The sequence below is a fragment of the Paraglaciecola sp. IT1134 genome (assembly GCF_058068185.1).
In genome coordinates, this window is sequence record NZ_CM176486.1 from 2,660,079 (window position 1) to 2,675,743 (window position 15,665).

A 15,665-nucleotide genomic window follows, 5' to 3' on the forward strand; every position below is an offset into this window, starting at 1 on the left:
TTAACCATTGCCGAGTTAGCGCCGCTTATCAGTTCATGTATGTTGGCTGACAGATTTCGCCTGAGCAGGCGTGTCCGGCAATACAGTACAATGGACGACACCAAAAAGGCTGGTTTTCTTACCAGGCTTAATACCGATATTCGTCGCTCCTGTCAAACCAGTGAAAATCGTTTGGCCCAACGTCCCCTTGTGAGTTACCCGCCATTACCCGTTTCCGAGCAAAAGGACGATATCGCCCAAGCAATAAGAGAAAACCAGGTGGTGATCATTGCCGGCGAGACGGGTTCAGGTAAAACCACTCAAATCCCAAAGATATGTATCGAACTGGGCAGAGGGGTACAAGGTTTAATTGGCCACACGCAACCCAGACGTTTAGCTGCACGCAGTGTTGCCAACAGAATAGCCGAGGAACTCAATACCCCGCTTGGGGAGCAGGTAGGATTTAAGATCCGTTTCTCGGACCAGGTCAGTGAAAAAACTTACATTAAATTGATGACCGATGGCATATTACTGGCGGAAATCCAGCAAGACAGGTTCCTCAGTAGGTACGACACCATTATCATAGACGAAGCACATGAGCGCAGTCTAAATATTGATTTTATTCTGGGTTACCTCAAACAGCTGTTGCCCAAACGACCAGATTTAAAGCTGATTATCACTTCAGCGACCATAGACCCCCAAAGGTTCTCGGCCCACTTTGATAATGCACCCATAATCCAGGTCAGTGGCCGCACCTTTCCCGTTGAGGTTCGATATCGACCTTTAGGTGAGGCACCTGACAATGATGCGGATCAAACCCAGGCAATCATTGATGCAGTTAATGAGCTAAGTGGGCATAGCAACGGGGACATCCTCATTTTTCTTAGCGGCGAGAGGGACATTCGCGATACTGCCGAAGCTCTTAACCGCCAACAGTTCAGACATACTGAGGTTGTTCCCCTATACGCTCGGTTATCCGCCGCTGAACAAAATCGGATCTTTCAGCCCCATTCAGGTAGGCGCCTAGTCTTAGCGACGAATGTGGCGGAAACCTCGTTGACCGTTCCCGGGATTAAATATGTTATTGATCCCGGTACCGCCCGGATTTCTCGTTACAGTGTGCGTAGTAAAGTGCAGCGCTTACCTATCGAAGCGATCTCTCAAGCATCAGCCAATCAAAGAGCAGGGCGCTGTGGTCGGGTGTCGGAGGGAATTTGCATTCGCTTATATAGCGAGCTGGATTTTCAAAACCGAGATGAATTTACCGACCCCGAAATCCTGCGTACTAACCTGGCATCGGTCATTTTACAAATGCTGGCGCTGGGTTTAGGCAAGATAGACCAATTTCCATTTGTGCAGGTTCCGGACTCGCGCAACATCAATGACGGCTTTACGCTGCTCGAAGAGCTCGGAGGGGTTGAGAAAAATGCCAGTCGTCTCAAGCTTACGACCCTTGGCAGACAGATGGCCAGGTTACCCATAGATCCCAGATATGCTCGTATGATCATTGAGGCCGCCAAGCTCAACAGCTTAAGGGAGGTGTTGATCATAGCCGCTGGTTTGAGCATTCAAGATCCCAGAGAAAGACCTCAAGATAAACGACAGGCTGCGGATGAAAAACATCAGCAGTTTGTCAGCAAAGAATCAGACTTTTTAGGCCTGGTTTTGTTGTGGCAAGGATTTAGGCAGCAACAACAAAACTTAACTAATAATCAGTTGCGTAAGTGGTGCAAGCAACATTTTATTAATTATTTACGCATGCGTGAATGGCAAGATATCGTCAGTCAACTGAAAAAATCTATCGCTGAGCTGGGTTTACGTTTAAGTAATGAGGACGCCGACTATCAAGCCATACATCAGGCCATGGCTTCAGGTTTGTTGTCCCATATAGGAAATAAAGATAAAGAGCGGGAATACTTGGGGGCCCGCAATAGCCGCTTTATGATCTTTCCTGGCTCAGCTCTGGCTAAAGCCAACCCCAAATGGGTAATGGTCGCTGAACTGGTCGATACATCCCGGCTATTCGGCCGCATGGCGGCGAAAATTGAGCCTGAATGGCTCGAATCCCTAGGGCAGCATTTAATTAACCGCAGTTATAGCGAGCCTCATTGGTCAAAGAAACAAGGTGTGGTACAAGCCTTGGAGAAGATCACCCTCTATGGGTTAGTATTAGTAGCCGGACGACGTAAAACCTTTAGTCAAATAGATCCGGTATTATGCCGGGAAATATTTATCCGTGAAGCACTGGTGAACAATGATACCAAGCTAAAGTACCCTTTTTTAGAGATCAATCAACAAGCCGTGGAAGCGGTACAGGCTCTAGAAGATAAGACCCGGCGCAGGGATTTATTGGTCGACGAAGAAACCTTAATGAGTTTCTACTTCGAGCGCATACCCGAGCATGTATGCAGTGAAGCGAGCTTTAAAAAATGGTGGCAAAAAGTAGCGACAATTGAATCGACGTTGTTAACGTTCGACACCGATATGTTGCTCAAAAATAGTACCGAGCATGCCAATGCCGATAATTTTCCTGAAGTATGGCAACAGGGCAATATCAAGCTGCCTTTACATTATCATTTTGAGCCGACGGACGTGGACGATGGGGTGAGTTTGATGATCCCGCTGTCATTGCTTAACCAACTGCATGATGTTGGTTTCGATTGGTTGGTTTTGGGCTTGCGCAGAGAGTTGATCATAAGTTTAATCAAATCACTTCCGAAAAAATTAAGGCGCAATTTTGTCCCGGCTCCTAACTATGCGGAAGCCTGTTTGGCTGATATCAGCCCAGTGGATAACAAACAACAACCCATTGCCTTTTTGCAAGCGTTGAGTCTAAAACTCAAGCGGATGACAGGCGTGGAGGTACAACCTGATGAATGGCAAATGCAAAGCCTGGCAGCGCATTTGCGTTTTAACTTTAAAGTTGTCGATGAACACAACGCATTGTTAAAAGAAGGGCGAGATTTAGCCGAGTTACAACATGGTTTACAAGGCAAAGTGAAACAACGCCTACGTCAGGTGGCGACCCCTGAATTGGAACAAAGTGGGCTGACCCTTTGGAGTTTTGATCATCTGCCCGAAGAATTTGTCAGTAAACAGGCGGGGTTTGATATTAAAGCCTATCCGGCTCTTGTGGCGGAAAAATCATCTGTGGCCATTAAGCTATTCGACAAACCCCACTTGGCACAAGACGCTCATAAGCAAGGGGTACGCCAACTGATTTTGCTGAGCATTCCTTCTCCCATCAAGTATTTACAAGACAAGTTGCCGAATAAAGCTAAGTTGGGGCTGTATTTTAATCCTTTTGGCAAGGTCGGGGCCTTAATTGATGATTGCATTGACGCTGGGATTGACTTTTTAGTTAGCCAGTACTGCATCGAGCATGGCGTAAATATACGGGACAAACAGCTTTTTCAAGCCTGTTGTGATTACGTCAGGGCGCACATTAATGAGCAAGTCTTGGAGATTGCGCAAAAAATTGAAAAAGGCCTGACCAAAGCTCATTACATTAAGAAAAAAATGAAGGGTAATGTGCCACTGGCTATGATCAATGCTTATGGCGACATAAAACTACACTTGGACAGTCTGGTCTTTACCGGCTTTGTCAGTGATATAGGCGTCAGCAGGTTGGACGATTGGCAACGCTACATTGAGGGGATAGTGCGCAGATTGGACAAGTTAGCCATCGATCCGGTAAAAGACCGGCTGCACCAATTAAATATTGAGAAAGTCCAACAGACCTATAATAAACGTTTGCATAAAATTTCAGCGGGCGTGGCAGTTCCTCCCGAACTCGCCGAGATTCGCTGGATGATCGAAGAACTTAGGGTCTCGTTTTTTGCCCAACAACTGGGTACCGCTATGCCGATCTCTACAAAACGAATTATTAATCAGCTGGAATAGTGACAAGTTAAACTAAAGTCCGTTGACTTTAGTTTCTCTGCACCCTATAAACGAAGTGTAGACAGTAAACTAGGATGAGGTTTTTGATGTTAGGCTACAACGACAAACGTAATTTTTTTCGAATGATGATCAATTCAGGTTGTGAAATAGTAGTGAATGACCACGAATCGAGCCGGACCTTAACTGCGATTTGTAAGGACATAAGTGCAACGGGTATGTCGTTTGAAGTGGAGGATGAATCCGTGGAAATTGGCACTATGGTGGACGTGTTTATCGAATCCACCAACAGCCAAATTCCGTCGCTATCAGCCAAAGCCAGGGTAGTGCGCTCCGAGTGTGGGGCGGATAAAAGTTGCACCATAGGAGTTGAAATAACGGAAATGAATTGAGCTTTTCATTTCCGTTAAATTAAAGGACCTTACAGACTAAGCCTTTTAAGTAGAATCCTTCTGGATAATTAGTGGCCACGGGATGATCCGGTGCCTGACTCAGGCGTTGAATTATCTGTACTTCCCGTCCCGCATCTAAGGCCGCATCTGCCACGACTTTTTGAAATAAATCGAAAGGCATCAGTCCCGAACAGCTAAAGGTGACTAAGATCCCCCCGGGTCGCATAATTTGCATGGCCAGCATATTAATGTCCTTATAACCGCGACACGCCCGGTTGAGTGACGCTTTTGAGTCTACGAACTTCGGCGGATCGAGAATTATTTGCGAAAACTGGCGAGCTTGGGTTTTATAATCACGCAATGCCTGAAATACATCTTGATTAACAAAGTCGCATTTGCTGGCATCTAGCCCATTGATATCAACATTGCGTTTTGCCGTCTCTAAGGCCAGGTCTGATACGTCAATGTTGGTTACACTGTTGGCACCCGCCGCTAATGCATAACTGCCAAAGGTTCCCGTGTAGCAAAAGCAATTCAAAACATCCCGTCCTTTGGCATATATAGCGGCGATGGCACGATTATCCCGTTGGTCCAGATAAAAACCTGTTTTGTGACCTTTTTTGACATTCACAATGATTTGAATGCCATTTTCTTCAATAATTATTTCATCGGGCACTTCACCAGCCAATACCTGGGTAATCTCCTCGAGACCTTCTTTTTTACGCACCGACACGTCACTGCGTTCGTAAATAGCGTAATCAGGAAACTGTTTTTGTAACGCCCAAACTATTTTATCCCGATGTTTTTCAGCGCCCGCTGACAGCAATTGACACACCAAGACCTGGGCATAAACATCTATGGTCACCCCGGGCAAGCCATCGGATTCTGCGGCGATCAAACGATAACCGGATAAGCCATGACGGGCGATCATTTCCTCTCTTGCTAAATACGCTCTGGCAATGCGCCGTTGAAAAAAGCCGTTATCTATACTTTCTTCTTTTTCGAACGTCCACACTCTTAGTTGGATTTGCGAGTGTGGAGACCAGGCTCCCCGGCCTAACCAGGCTTGTTCATGACTATATATATCGACTGTGTCACCTAAGTTCATTCTGCCTTTGGTTTCGGATATGGCGCTGGCAAAGATCCAGGGGTGGCGACGAAGTAAGGATTTTTCTCGTCCGGGGTGTAGTATGACGCTCGATGACATAATGTATGTGTTTTCCAAAATACTGAATAGGTAAGTAAAATGTCTGTTACTGGCTAGACTTCGGTGTTAACAATAACCTTAAACCCATTCATCCTTTATACAGGAGGAACGATGCATTTCATTGATTACCAGGAAGGTGGCGCGGCTGACAAACTTTTTGTCAATACTACAGCAAAACCCTCGTTAGAGCATGGCCAAGTACTGATAAAAGTCGAAGCGTTCGGGATCAACCGGGCGGACACATTGCAACGCCAGGGTAAATATCCGCCGCCCAAAGGCGAAAGCGCCGTTCTCGGCTTAGAGGTGGCTGGCAAAGTGGTGGCTATTGGGCCTCAAGGCGATAACCATAGCAATCCAACATTATGCCGTTGGCAACTTGACGATAAGGTATTTGGTTTAGTCGCCGGTGGCGGCTATGCCCAATACGTAGCTGTCAATGCTGAACATTTGATGCCGGTGCCGAAAAATATGCCAATGATTGAAGCTGCGGGTATCGCAGAGGTGTTTTTAACGGCTTACCAGAGCCTATTTAAAGTAGGAATGTTGAAACCCAGGCAGAGGGTCCTGATCCACGCTGGCGCAAGTGGCGTAGGCTTAGCCGCAATCCAATTGGCCAAGGCGGCTGATTGTTTTGTGGCAGTAACAGCCTCGAGCCAAGTTAAATTGAATAAATGTCAACAGCTCGGCGCGGATATGCTGATTAACTATAAGCAACAAGACTTCGCGGCGGCTATTGAAAAACAAAATGGTGGCTTTGATGTGATCATCGATTTTGTGGCGGGGGATTACCTAAATCGTAACTTGAAGGTGCTAAATATCGATGGGCATATAGTATATCTGGCTATGCTCGCTGGGCGCTTTGCGGATAAACTGGATATGGGGTTGCTGTTGGGGAAAAGGGCAACCATTAGCGGTTCCACTTTACGAAATAGATCAAATGAATACAAACTTGCATTGATTAAGGAATTTTCTGAACGTTTTTACAGTGGGTTTGAACTAGCCGAGATTGTTCCCATTATAGATACCGTCTACCAGGCTGAGCATATCGCCGCTGCCCATAAACGTCTTGAGAGCAATGATAGTATGGGGAAACTAATTGGACACTGGTAACATAATGCCTGAACACTGTTGCCGTCAGCCCACAAACCACATATTAGTTCAGATATCCCCCAAGGGGGATATCTGAACATACAGTGTTATCTCGAAAAGCTATCTGACTTTTACGGCGGAAAACTCGGGTTTTGACAGAAAGCCATCCTGATTGGCATCAAGATCTGCAAAGATCGCCGTTAAGGTAGTGTCAACGCTCGCCTCTTCTAAGCTAATCAACTTGTCTTGATTAACGTCTAGTGTGGTGAACATGTCTGTTGTGGCCAAAACACTGCCTGTCACCATGACTAATACTGCGGAGATAACTAATTTTTTCATGCCTAAATCCTTGGTTTTATTTTATTACTTAAGTCGATTCGTGAGACGCTAATATTATTGAACCGCTTAAATTAATAATCGAGTTCACTGGCAGTCAGATATCCATCCTTATTTACATCTAGTTCAGTAAATGATGATGAGATAGATGAATCGGCTGATGCTTCTTCAACACTGATGCGACCATCGTTGTCAGTATCAAGCTTTGCCATCAAATCTTCATCAGCCATTACGGCAGTTGAAGCCAAAAACAGTGTAGTGAGAGCAATAAGTTTTTTCATTTGTTTCATTCCTAATTTCTGTGGCAGCAAAGTTAACTTGCCGATACTTAAATGAGTTCTGAAATCTTTCTGAACGCATTTATCCGTTTCACTATTTTACCTTAACGGTAAAAAGTAGCCTTTTTGCCTGCCTTGCCATACTACTTAATTGGTATTTAGGCTAGCTATTATCGATAGTTACATTAACTGTGCCATGTATATAATATCCCATTAAAACATAGACTTACCCAGCACCCTATGGTTACGCGTAACTAAATCATCGGCACTTGTTAATAAAATGTAGGTTTTGAGTTACGCTTTACCTTTAATTAAATTATTTTCCATATAAATCAATCTGTTGAAGTGATGCAAATCGGGGACGAAAGAGGTTTTTGGGGTGACAAAATTGTCCAACGTCCATGTCGCGGGATGGTAGGCTGACTATTACTGGCGAATATTGCTCAGCCACATCGTTTGGTAAGGATAAATATCAATAGTTAAATCATCGGCATAAATTTCTTTTTGGGCAAGCAAATCCAGCCATTTTTCCGAGCCAACTAAATTAATATCGGTTAACCTGATATTCTGCAGTTGATCACTAACGTTACTAATACAGAATATACTCTGGCGTCTATCAATACTTTGTCGCCAGAAACCAAAGATCTGGTCACCCAGTTGCAAAGTGAATTGGGTGGCGCTGGGGTGAAAGGCTTTTTGTTGTTTACGTATTTGAATTATCTCACTGAGTTTTTCCAGTGCTTTAAAATGTTGAGAATAGGGAGTGGCCAATTGCTCTTCTAACAAGGCATAATTCCATTTATGGCGATTAATGGCGCGGTTTTGGCTGGTATTTTTGACCCGTTCATAGTCATTACCCGTGCCCAATAAACTGTGTATATAGATGCCAGGGATCCCTTCAAGTCCCAACATGATGGCGTGGGCACAAATAAAGCGCTGAAGGCCCCATTTGTCCGGACCTTTAACCGTGCCTTGCAAAGCATCAATCAGCGCTATATTAATTTCATAGGCTTTTTGCTGACCTTTATCCGATGCTCGCCACGACACCCGTCCACCGAAGTTTTGCATGGTATTAACCAGTACAGTGAGTTCGTCGTCGTCTAGCAATCCTTCGGCCGGACGTAAACCTATGCCATCATGGGACGCGATAAAGTTAAAATAGGTAGTGCCATTTTGCGCAGGGGGCATACTCATTAACCAGGATTTCAAATAACGGCAGTTGCCCGTAATTAAACTGTTAACCAACAGGGGAGGCAGGGAAAAATTATAAATCGCATGGGCTTCGTTGGCGTTTCCCAGATACGCCAGATTTTCGCGGTTGGGAATATTGGTTTCGGTGATGATGATAACATCGGCCTGGGCATGTTCAATCAGAGTGCGCAATAATCGCACAACCTCGTGGGTTTGTTCCAAATTAATACAACTGGTACCGATTTTCTTCCATAAAAAAGCTACTGCATCTAAACGAAATAGTCTTATACCGCTGTCCAAATACTGACGGATAATAGACACAAAGGTATCGAGAACGTCCGGATTTCTAAAGTCAAAGTCCACTTGATCATGGCTGAATGTGCACCATACATGTTGGATCCCTTTGGCGGTTTCGGTCTCCCGTAACAATTCGGATGTGCGTGGGCGCACCACTTGTGATAAATCATCGTCTAGGCTGGCAGTAAAGAAAAAGTCGCTTCCTGGACCTTCGCCTTTTACAAAGTTGGCAAACCAGGCGCTACGCGCAGAACAATGGTTAATGACCAGGTCCGACATCACCCGAAAATCACTAGCAATACGGCCGATATCCTGCCAATCGCCCAGGGCCTCATTTACGCTGGAATAATCGATTACAGAAAATCCATCATCTGAGCTATAGGGAAAAAAGGGTAAAATATGCACACTATTGATGGTCGATTTACAATGTTTGGTTAAAAAGCAATGCAGGGTTTGCAGCGGTTTTACACCTTCCTCTTCGATGGAATCACCATAGGTTATCAGCACCATATCTTCCTCAGTCCAGTTATTCTGGTGAGGTAAAGGAGGCTGCAGAAGTTGATCATCCAACAAACCCATGGTGGCGAGTAGCCTCTTGCTGATTTGCTGATAACTTTGGGATAATTCAACGTCCTTGTATATCACACTGAGGTGATGCTCAACCCGCTCGGTCAGTTGTTCATATACGCTTAACATATTCCCACCATTGCAATAATTTATAAGGCTTTTTTTACCCATTTAGATCTTGTTTTCGTTGTAATCTTCTTCCACGGCCGTTTTTAGTCTGTCCAGTACATTGGGCATGGCACTGACAACCCGATTCCAGCTCGGTACAAAGGGCGTTTCCATAGGGTTATCCAGAAAACTTTCCCCTGCTTTCATAATATTGTGTGCAAACAACTCAACCGCCTTTTCTTCGCTGTGTATATCCAGTTCTAAGCCATTCATGACGGCGTCGTTGTGATAAGTTTCGACAAAATCCAGGGCGATACGAAAATAAGTGGCCTTTATGGAACGGAATCGTTCCGTATTAAAAGTTTCCCCCTGGGTTGCCAGCTTTCTAAAAAGCGCTTTGGTAATATCTATGGACATTTTGGACAGACCCCCCTGATCATTATCAGCAGATAAGTCTTGATGTTTATGATCATAGGTTTTAGCGATGTCCGCTTGACATAGACGATTGTTGGAATAATTGCGATGCATTTCCGATAACACGCCTATCTCTAAGCCCCAATCGCTGGGAATGCGAATATCGTTTAATACGTCACGTCTGAACGAAAATTCTCCCGCTAAGGGGTAGCGAAAGCTGTCCATAAATTCGAGATAAGGAGTATTACCTATTACCCGTTTCAATGCCCTGAGCATAGGTGTGACCAGTAAACGTGAAACCCGGCCGTTTATTTTACCATCTGCAACCCTGGCATAATAACCTTTACAAAATTCGTAATTAAATTGTGGGTTAGCTACAGGGTAAATCAGGCGGGCCAGTAAACTACGATCGTAGGTGAGGATATCACAATCGTGTAAAGCGACCGACTCGGCTTTACCTGTGGCTAAAATGTAGCCCATGCAATACCAGACATTTCGCCCTTTCCCTAGCTCTTTAGGAGCCAGTCCCATCCCCGCCAATTCGGCGTCCAGAGCCTTCAGCCGCGGGCCATCGTTCCATAATATTCGATGTTCTTGGGGTAACTTGCCGAAAAAAGATAAGGCATGTTTATATTGTTCCTTGTCCGCTCTATCCAAACCTATGACGATCTGTGACAGGTAAGGAACCTTGGTGATTTCATCTATGATGTGGGGCAGGGCGGTGCCTTCGAGTTCCGAAAACAATGACGGTAAAATTAGCGCCATGGGTCTTCTTTTAGAAAATTGTACCAACTCCCGTTCCAAATCCTCGATTGAACGATCAGATAAGTTATGTAAGGTGGTTACTATACCGTTTTGATAAAAGTCAGCCATGGGAATTCCTATAAGTGGTTAGCGAGTATTTGGGTCATACATTCATTCCAACCAGCAGGCCCAGTTTGCGTGCTGGTATAAAGGTTATGTTTAGGATTAACTTGAGGTAATGGGTTGCTGGGAGATAAAATGCGCACCGCAATATCGGCTGCCTCCAGCATGGCAATATCATTATTGCTGTCACCCAGGGCAATGGATAAACAGACACTGTCTGGATGTTGAGAACTAAATTCATCTACCAGCCAGTTTAAAGCTGTTCCTTTATCACAGTTACCACAGACGTGAATAAAACGCCCCCCCTGAAGAGGACTGGCTCCGAGCTGGGTTAATACCTGAATGAAATGCTTGCGGGTACTTTCGTTCCCCAACCAAAGCACAGGTTCTCCATACTGGCGTTGTGCTGCACGCTGGGCAGAAGGGCCGTCCAATCCCGTAGCCAGGCAAATCTGCTCGATAGTCATTTTTGAAAACTGTTGGAATAAACCGGCGAACTCTACCTGCGCTTGTTGGAGTATGGCGAGCCAGTGCTGCTTGGGATAGGTACATTCCTTAAGCCAAAAATTTGCCACAGTTTTTGTGCCACTGGGTTGGTTGGGTAGGAAGCCGTGGGGAATAAAAATAGCTGCACCATTTTCTGTAATAAACGGGCCGGACAAAGCCATTTCGTCCCGTAATACTGCCAACTCCGCAAAGGTTTTACTGGTCGTAGGGATCACAGGTATGTCTAGACGTTTGAGCTTATCGAGCATAGGTATAGCTGGCTTGTGGCTGTAAGTATGGTGGTCCAAAAGCGTGCCATCCATATCGGTAAAGACTAATACTTGTTTAGCCATGGTGACTCCGGGAATGGGCTTCGACGATCCGTCGGTTATGGTCGAGTTCGAAAACCAGATCACATTTGTCTGGCAGGGTATCCAAACCGTGTTGTGTCAGGCGTTGATAAAATTGGATAAAACGAGCGATTTGTCGGGGGTTCATCAAACCTGGGGCATCTTGGTCGGTGGTGGCGGCAATCAATTTTTGCTCCTGTTCAAGGCGCCAAGTATAAACATCTTGAAAAGAAGGGGCCTTCAACATGATCCAAAAATCCATCAAGGCATACATAGGTTGATAGTGTTTAGCTAACTGGCGATTGGCGAAACTGCGCCAGACTGCCGTTTCATCTTCGCAGCGTTCTAATTCGTTTATTGGCACCACCAGGCTTGCATTGGTTTGGGCTTCTACCCCGAAACACCAACCTTCAAAGATCACTATGTCTACGGGTGTCTGGGTAGTTGGCCATAACTTTTCCGATTTAGGATTGTCATTGGCTTTGTCAAATTTCGGTAAGGCTAGCTCCCCGCGTGTCTTGCCGAGTTTGTTCAATAACTGTTTGGCCATTTCAATGTTATGGGTGCCCGGGACGCCTCGGGTTTCAAACAGAGGATGCACTTTAATCGACAGAGCCATACGTTGAGATTGATCCAGGTAAAAGTCATCCAGAGACATAACAATGACATTGAGCTTATATTTATGCTGTAAATAGCTTTGTAGGAAATCCGCTAAAGTCGATTTCCCCGACCCCTGGCTACCATTGAGGCCAACATAAAACGTGCTTTTTGCACCATTATGGTGCTGCTTGAGTTGGTCGGCTAAAGGTATGTACCATTTTCTTGCCGTATGTAGAAATTCCTTGCCTAGCTTATGTTTGGTAGTAAATTCAGTCAGCATAAGACCTGTTAGACTCCTGTGTATGCACCAAAAATGTCTATCCTGTGCGGCCCAATTTGTTAAGCCCCTTGAAAATACTTCAACATGCGTGCCAAATATTATAGTCAGTAAAGTTCAGACTCGAACATCACAGTTTTTCAAGCCTCCCAGCGCAACAATCTTTCCATGGAAAACAACAATTAATTAAACCTCAGATGCCTCAGTAGAATAGAACCGCTTTACAAACTATGCTATTAATACCCTTTGGATTAACTCCGAGCCTTCAAACCTAACTCTGACTGACAGGGTTTGCTGGCCGCGATATTGGTTATCGCCAGGGTTGCAAGAGAAATCGCGCAGCCTCCCGTAAGTACCGCACTACTAATGTGTGGCCACTTCATTTTGGAAAGGTGTTATTAAAATGTTAGAAGATAAATTTGGACGCCGCTTCCATTATTTGCGGCTGTCAGTGACAGATGTATGTAACTTTAGCTGCGAATATTGCCTGCCCAACGGTTACCAATGTGATACAGAGCGTGACTTTCTGACACTTGACGAAATTCGCAAAATCGCTCGGGCGTTTGCAAATCTGGGTACCAGCAAAATTCGTATCACAGGCGGAGAACCGTCGTTACGTAAAGATTTACCGCAAATTATTCAGGCTTGTGCCAGTACACCTGGAATAGAGCAGGTAGCTATTACATCTAACGGTTATAAACTTCCCGAGCATATTGTCAGTTGGGTCGATGCGGGGTTAACCTCGTTAAATGTCAGCATTGATAGCCTAGATCCCCGCATGTTTGCCGCTATTACCGGACATGATAAGTTACGAACTATTATGCAAGGCATTGAATTGGCACTTGAGCTAGGCGTCAAGGTAAAGGTCAATGCCGTATTGATGCGCCATTTTAACCAAGGTGAACTAAATAGTTTCCTTGAATGGGTAAAACAGACACCTGTCACCTTACGTTTTATTGAGCTGATGCAGACAGGGGATAACAAGCTGTTTTTTGACCAGAACCATACCTCAGGTCTGCCGATAAAAGAGCGCCTGCTCGGCAACGGTTGGCAACAAACTGTACGAGATAAAGCCGCAGGCCCAGCACAAGAATTTACCCATAATGAATATAAAGGGCGAATTGGTCTGATCATGCCCTATAGCAAAGATTTTTGCGCCAGTTGCAATCGTTTACGCATATCAGCCCTGGGGAACTTGCACTTGTGCCTGTTTAGTGATCATGGACTGAATATCAGGCAGTATTTACTAGATGACTCTGTGCAACGTCTGCAAGATGAACTTGTTAGTTTACTGGGGGACAAAAAATCCACCCATTTTCTGCATGATGGTTATACAGGTGCAACCAAACATTTGGCGATGATTGGCGGCTAATGCAAGATCACGGCGAATATAGGATAGTGGTGTGTTAGTTGGTGTTGTCTTAGCCGGGGGCTTGTCGAGCCGAATGGGGACCGACAAGGCGACCTTGCGACACCCTGGCTCTGGGCTTACGCTGCAGCAACATGCGGCACGTAGTTTGGTGCATGCGGGAGCAGCCGTTACTATTACTAGCAGTAACCAACTGCCCGGCATGTTGGCCGATGAATATCCTTACTTCGGGCCCTTATCTGGGATCCACTCTGCCTTTACTTATTGTACTCAATCCTATCCATCTACTTCGGGTTTGTTATTTTTACCCGTGGACATGCCCAACATCACTTCGGCAATGCTGCTCTGGCTTTACAAACGGGGTAAATCACAGGGTAAGGCTTGTTTTTATGGTAGACAGTTTTTACCTTTATATCTGCCATTTTCAGTAGCCTACTTTGAATACCTGCAACACACCCTGTCCAAACGGGGAAATACTTCCCTAAACGCTATGTTAAGTGGCCCGTTAGGCGCAGTGCAGCTTGAGATCCCCACTAGTAGTAAAAACGCTGATGTCTTTATCAATATTAATCAGCCAAACCAGTGGGCGGCTTTTCAACATACCCAACTTAAGTCTATATATTAATCAGTAGGCAGGATAATCGTGACAGAGCACTCAACTATGACTCAACAAACATTAAAAGTGGCAATATTAACCGTATCAGATACACGTAATGAAGAAACCGACACCTCAGGTGCTTTTTTAGTTGACGCCGCAACGCAAGCCGGACACCTAGTTATTGACAAGTGCATAGTCAAGGACGATAAGTACCAGCTAAGAGCCATAGTATCCAAATGGATAGCTTCCACTGAGGTGCAAGTGGTATTGGTAACAGGTGGCACCGGTTTTACTTCACGTGACACCACGCCTGAGGCGTTATCGGTACTGTTTGACAAACAGATAGAAGGTTTTGGCGAGTTATTCAGGTATATTTCATACACGGAAATAGGTACGTCCACAGTGCAGTCTCGTGCGTTAGCCGGAATGGCCAATGGCACAGCTGTGTTTTGCATGCCCGGTTCCACCGGTGCTTGCAAGACAGCCTGGAACGGCATACTCCAGCAACAATTAGATAGTACACACAAACCGTGTAATTTTATTGTGCACTTGAAGTCTTCTGACTCAAGCCCATGCAATTCGCGGGGGTAACTAAATGAGCCAAACAAACACCCTGTCGCATATTGACCGCCACGGACAGGCCAATATGGTTGATGTCACCGAAAAAAACGTCACTCAACGAACGGCCTTTGCCGAAGGCTATGTTCATATGACTCAAGAAACATTTACGCTGATAACCAAAGGTGAACATGCTAAAGGTGATGTATTTGCCGTGGCGAGAATTGCCGGGATCCAGGCGGCTAAAAAATGCAGCGATTTGATCCCTCTGTGCCATCCCCTAATGCTGAGCAAGGTACAAGTGGACTTTGAGCCTGTTACCAAAAATCATAGTATTCGCGTGCTGGCTATGTGCAAACTTGCTGGGCAAACCGGCGTCGAGATGGAGGCGCTGACTGCAGTTTCTGTAGCAGCCTTGACCCTATTTGATATGTGCAAAGCTGTTGATCCGGCGATGTGTATTGAGGGAATAAAAGTATTGGAAAAACACGGTGGCAAAACCGGAAGCTGGTACCGAGGCCATCCACCCACAATAGACTAAATAGAGTGAGTTTAAGATGAAAGTACTTTTTTTCGGGCAGTTAAGAGAAATACTGCAAACCGATAGTATGGAAATTGATACTGCGTTAACTAAAGTGCATGAATTACGCAGGGAACTGCAACTAAAGGGTTTGCTCTGGCACAACTCCCTGGACGCTAAGCTCACTTTGGTTGCCGTTAATCAGACGATGGCCCACGATGATACACAACTGGAAAAAGACGATGAAGTCGCATTTTTCCCACCTGTGACAGGAGGCTAGCA

15 protein-coding genes and 1 riboswitch are annotated in these 15,665 nt (G+C 45.3%); of the genes, 8 read left to right on the forward strand and 7 right to left on the reverse strand.

The features are described 5' to 3' along the window. Positions 1-39: 39 nt before the first annotated feature. Both hrpA and AC3RV5_RS11500 read left to right on the forward strand, forming a co-directional pair. Positions 40-3,882 (forward strand): ATP-dependent RNA helicase HrpA, encoded by a 3,843-nt coding sequence (hrpA, locus tag AC3RV5_RS11495; protein WP_489732142.1) that lies wholly within the window; start codon positions 40-42, stop codon positions 3,880-3,882. Between the two features lie 86 nt (positions 3,883-3,968). Then, positions 3,969-4,271, forward strand: a complete 303-nt coding sequence (locus AC3RV5_RS11500) for a PilZ domain-containing protein (RefSeq protein ID WP_489732143.1) — start codon at positions 3,969-3,971, stop codon at positions 4,269-4,271. Positions 4,272-4,290: 19 nt separating this feature from the next. Here the strand turns inward: AC3RV5_RS11500 and AC3RV5_RS11505 are convergent, their stop codons facing one another. Continuing rightward, a complete protein-coding gene (locus AC3RV5_RS11505) occupies positions 4,291-5,478 on the reverse strand; it encodes a class I SAM-dependent rRNA methyltransferase (protein ID WP_489732056.1) in 1,188 nt (395 codons plus the stop codon). A 111-nt stretch (positions 5,479-5,589) separates the two neighbouring features. On the opposite strand from AC3RV5_RS11505, the gene AC3RV5_RS11510 reads away from it, so the two are divergent. Next, a complete protein-coding gene (locus AC3RV5_RS11510; protein ID WP_489727793.1) occupies positions 5,590-6,588 on the forward strand; it encodes an NAD(P)H-quinone oxidoreductase in 999 nt (332 codons plus the stop codon). Positions 6,589-6,687: 99 nt separating this feature from the next. On the opposite strand, the gene AC3RV5_RS11515 is transcribed toward AC3RV5_RS11510, so the two are convergent. The 6 genes from AC3RV5_RS11515 to AC3RV5_RS11540 form a co-directional block, all read right to left on the reverse strand. Then, on the reverse strand, positions 6,688-6,906 hold the full coding sequence (locus tag AC3RV5_RS11515) for an EF-hand domain-containing protein (RefSeq protein WP_489727794.1): 219 nt from the start codon (positions 6,904-6,906) through the stop codon (positions 6,688-6,690). 71 nt (positions 6,907-6,977) lie between these two features. Next, a complete protein-coding gene (locus tag AC3RV5_RS11520) occupies positions 6,978-7,184 on the reverse strand; it encodes an EF-hand domain-containing protein (protein WP_489727795.1) in 207 nt (68 codons plus the stop codon). A gap of 423 nt (positions 7,185-7,607) precedes the next feature. Beyond that, positions 7,608-9,365: a sugar phosphorylase gene (locus AC3RV5_RS11525; protein ID WP_489727796.1), complete on the reverse strand. Its 1,758-nt coding sequence runs from the start codon at positions 9,363-9,365 to the stop codon at positions 7,608-7,610. Between the two features lie 42 nt (positions 9,366-9,407). Continuing rightward, complete coding sequence (locus AC3RV5_RS11530; RefSeq protein WP_489727797.1) at positions 9,408-10,631, reverse strand: glycosyltransferase family protein; 1,224 nt, start codon at positions 10,629-10,631, stop codon at positions 9,408-9,410. 8 nt (positions 10,632-10,639) lie between these two features. Then, entirely contained in the window at positions 10,640-11,464 is an 825-nt protein-coding gene (locus AC3RV5_RS11535) for an HAD-IIB family hydrolase (protein WP_489727798.1), read from the reverse strand. Further along, positions 11,457-12,341 carry a P-loop NTPase fold protein gene (locus AC3RV5_RS11540; protein ID WP_489727799.1) on the reverse strand — a complete coding sequence of 295 codons (885 nt, stop codon included), beginning with the start codon at positions 12,339-12,341 and terminating at the stop codon, positions 11,457-11,459. The genes AC3RV5_RS11535 and AC3RV5_RS11540 overlap by 8 nt, the downstream gene beginning before the upstream one ends. 240 nt (positions 12,342-12,581) lie before the next feature. Further along, positions 12,582-12,749, forward strand: a riboswitch (molybdenum cofactor riboswitch). On the opposite strand from AC3RV5_RS11540, the gene moaA reads away from it, so the two are divergent. From moaA to moaD, 5 genes are all read left to right on the forward strand, one after another. Next, positions 12,742-13,710 (forward strand): GTP 3',8-cyclase MoaA, encoded by a 969-nt coding sequence (moaA, locus tag AC3RV5_RS11545; protein WP_489727800.1) that lies wholly within the window; start codon positions 12,742-12,744, stop codon positions 13,708-13,710. It overlaps the preceding riboswitch by 8 nt. A 31-nt stretch (positions 13,711-13,741) precedes the next feature. Next, positions 13,742-14,332, forward strand: coding sequence for a molybdenum cofactor guanylyltransferase (locus AC3RV5_RS11550; RefSeq protein ID WP_489727801.1), 591 nt, complete (start codon positions 13,742-13,744; stop codon positions 14,330-14,332). Between the two features lie 36 nt (positions 14,333-14,368). Further along, a complete protein-coding gene (gene moaB / locus AC3RV5_RS11555; protein ID WP_489727802.1) occupies positions 14,369-14,896 on the forward strand; it encodes a molybdenum cofactor biosynthesis protein B in 528 nt (175 codons plus the stop codon). Positions 14,897-14,900: 4 nt separating this feature from the next. After that, a complete protein-coding gene (gene moaC / locus AC3RV5_RS11560) occupies positions 14,901-15,404 on the forward strand; it encodes a cyclic pyranopterin monophosphate synthase MoaC (RefSeq protein WP_489727803.1) in 504 nt (167 codons plus the stop codon). Between the two features lie 16 nt (positions 15,405-15,420). Continuing rightward, positions 15,421-15,663 (forward strand): molybdopterin converting factor subunit 1, encoded by a 243-nt coding sequence (moaD, locus tag AC3RV5_RS11565; RefSeq protein ID WP_489727804.1) that lies wholly within the window; start codon positions 15,421-15,423, stop codon positions 15,661-15,663. Positions 15,664-15,665 lie beyond the last annotated feature (2 nt).

What these genes read in the sequence shown, in the direction of transcription:
- moaC (WP_489727803.1), top strand. Translation starts at nt 14,901, where the DNA reads ATGAGCCAAACAAACACCCTGTCGCATATTGACCGCCACGGACAGGCC.
- moaA (WP_489727800.1), top strand. Translation starts at nt 12,742, where the DNA reads ATGTTAGAAGATAAATTTGGACGCCGCTTCCATTATTTGCGGCTGTCA.
- AC3RV5_RS11530 (WP_489727797.1), bottom strand. Translation starts at nt 10,631, where the DNA reads ATGGCTGACTTTTATCAAAACGGTATAGTAACCACCTTACATAACTTA.
- hrpA (WP_489732142.1), top strand. Translation starts at nt 40, where the DNA reads ATGTTGGCTGACAGATTTCGCCTGAGCAGGCGTGTCCGGCAATACAGT.
- AC3RV5_RS11540 (WP_489727799.1), bottom strand. Translation starts at nt 12,341, where the DNA reads ATGCTGACTGAATTTACTACCAAACATAAGCTAGGCAAGGAATTTCTA.
- AC3RV5_RS11515 (WP_489727794.1), bottom strand. Translation starts at nt 6,906, where the DNA reads ATGAAAAAATTAGTTATCTCCGCAGTATTAGTCATGGTGACAGGCAGT.
- moaD (WP_489727804.1), top strand. Translation starts at nt 15,421, where the DNA reads ATGAAAGTACTTTTTTTCGGGCAGTTAAGAGAAATACTGCAAACCGAT.
- AC3RV5_RS11505 (WP_489732056.1), bottom strand. Translation starts at nt 5,478, where the DNA reads ATGTCATCGAGCGTCATACTACACCCCGGACGAGAAAAATCCTTACTT.
- AC3RV5_RS11525 (WP_489727796.1), bottom strand. Translation starts at nt 9,365, where the DNA reads ATGTTAAGCGTATATGAACAACTGACCGAGCGGGTTGAGCATCACCTC.
- AC3RV5_RS11510 (WP_489727793.1), top strand. Translation starts at nt 5,590, where the DNA reads ATGCATTTCATTGATTACCAGGAAGGTGGCGCGGCTGACAAACTTTTT.
- AC3RV5_RS11500 (WP_489732143.1), top strand. Translation starts at nt 3,969, where the DNA reads ATGTTAGGCTACAACGACAAACGTAATTTTTTTCGAATGATGATCAAT.
- moaB (WP_489727802.1), top strand. Translation starts at nt 14,369, where the DNA reads ATGACTCAACAAACATTAAAAGTGGCAATATTAACCGTATCAGATACA.
- AC3RV5_RS11535 (WP_489727798.1), bottom strand. Translation starts at nt 11,464, where the DNA reads ATGGCTAAACAAGTATTAGTCTTTACCGATATGGATGGCACGCTTTTG.
- AC3RV5_RS11520 (WP_489727795.1), bottom strand. Translation starts at nt 7,184, where the DNA reads ATGAAAAAACTTATTGCTCTCACTACACTGTTTTTGGCTTCAACTGCC.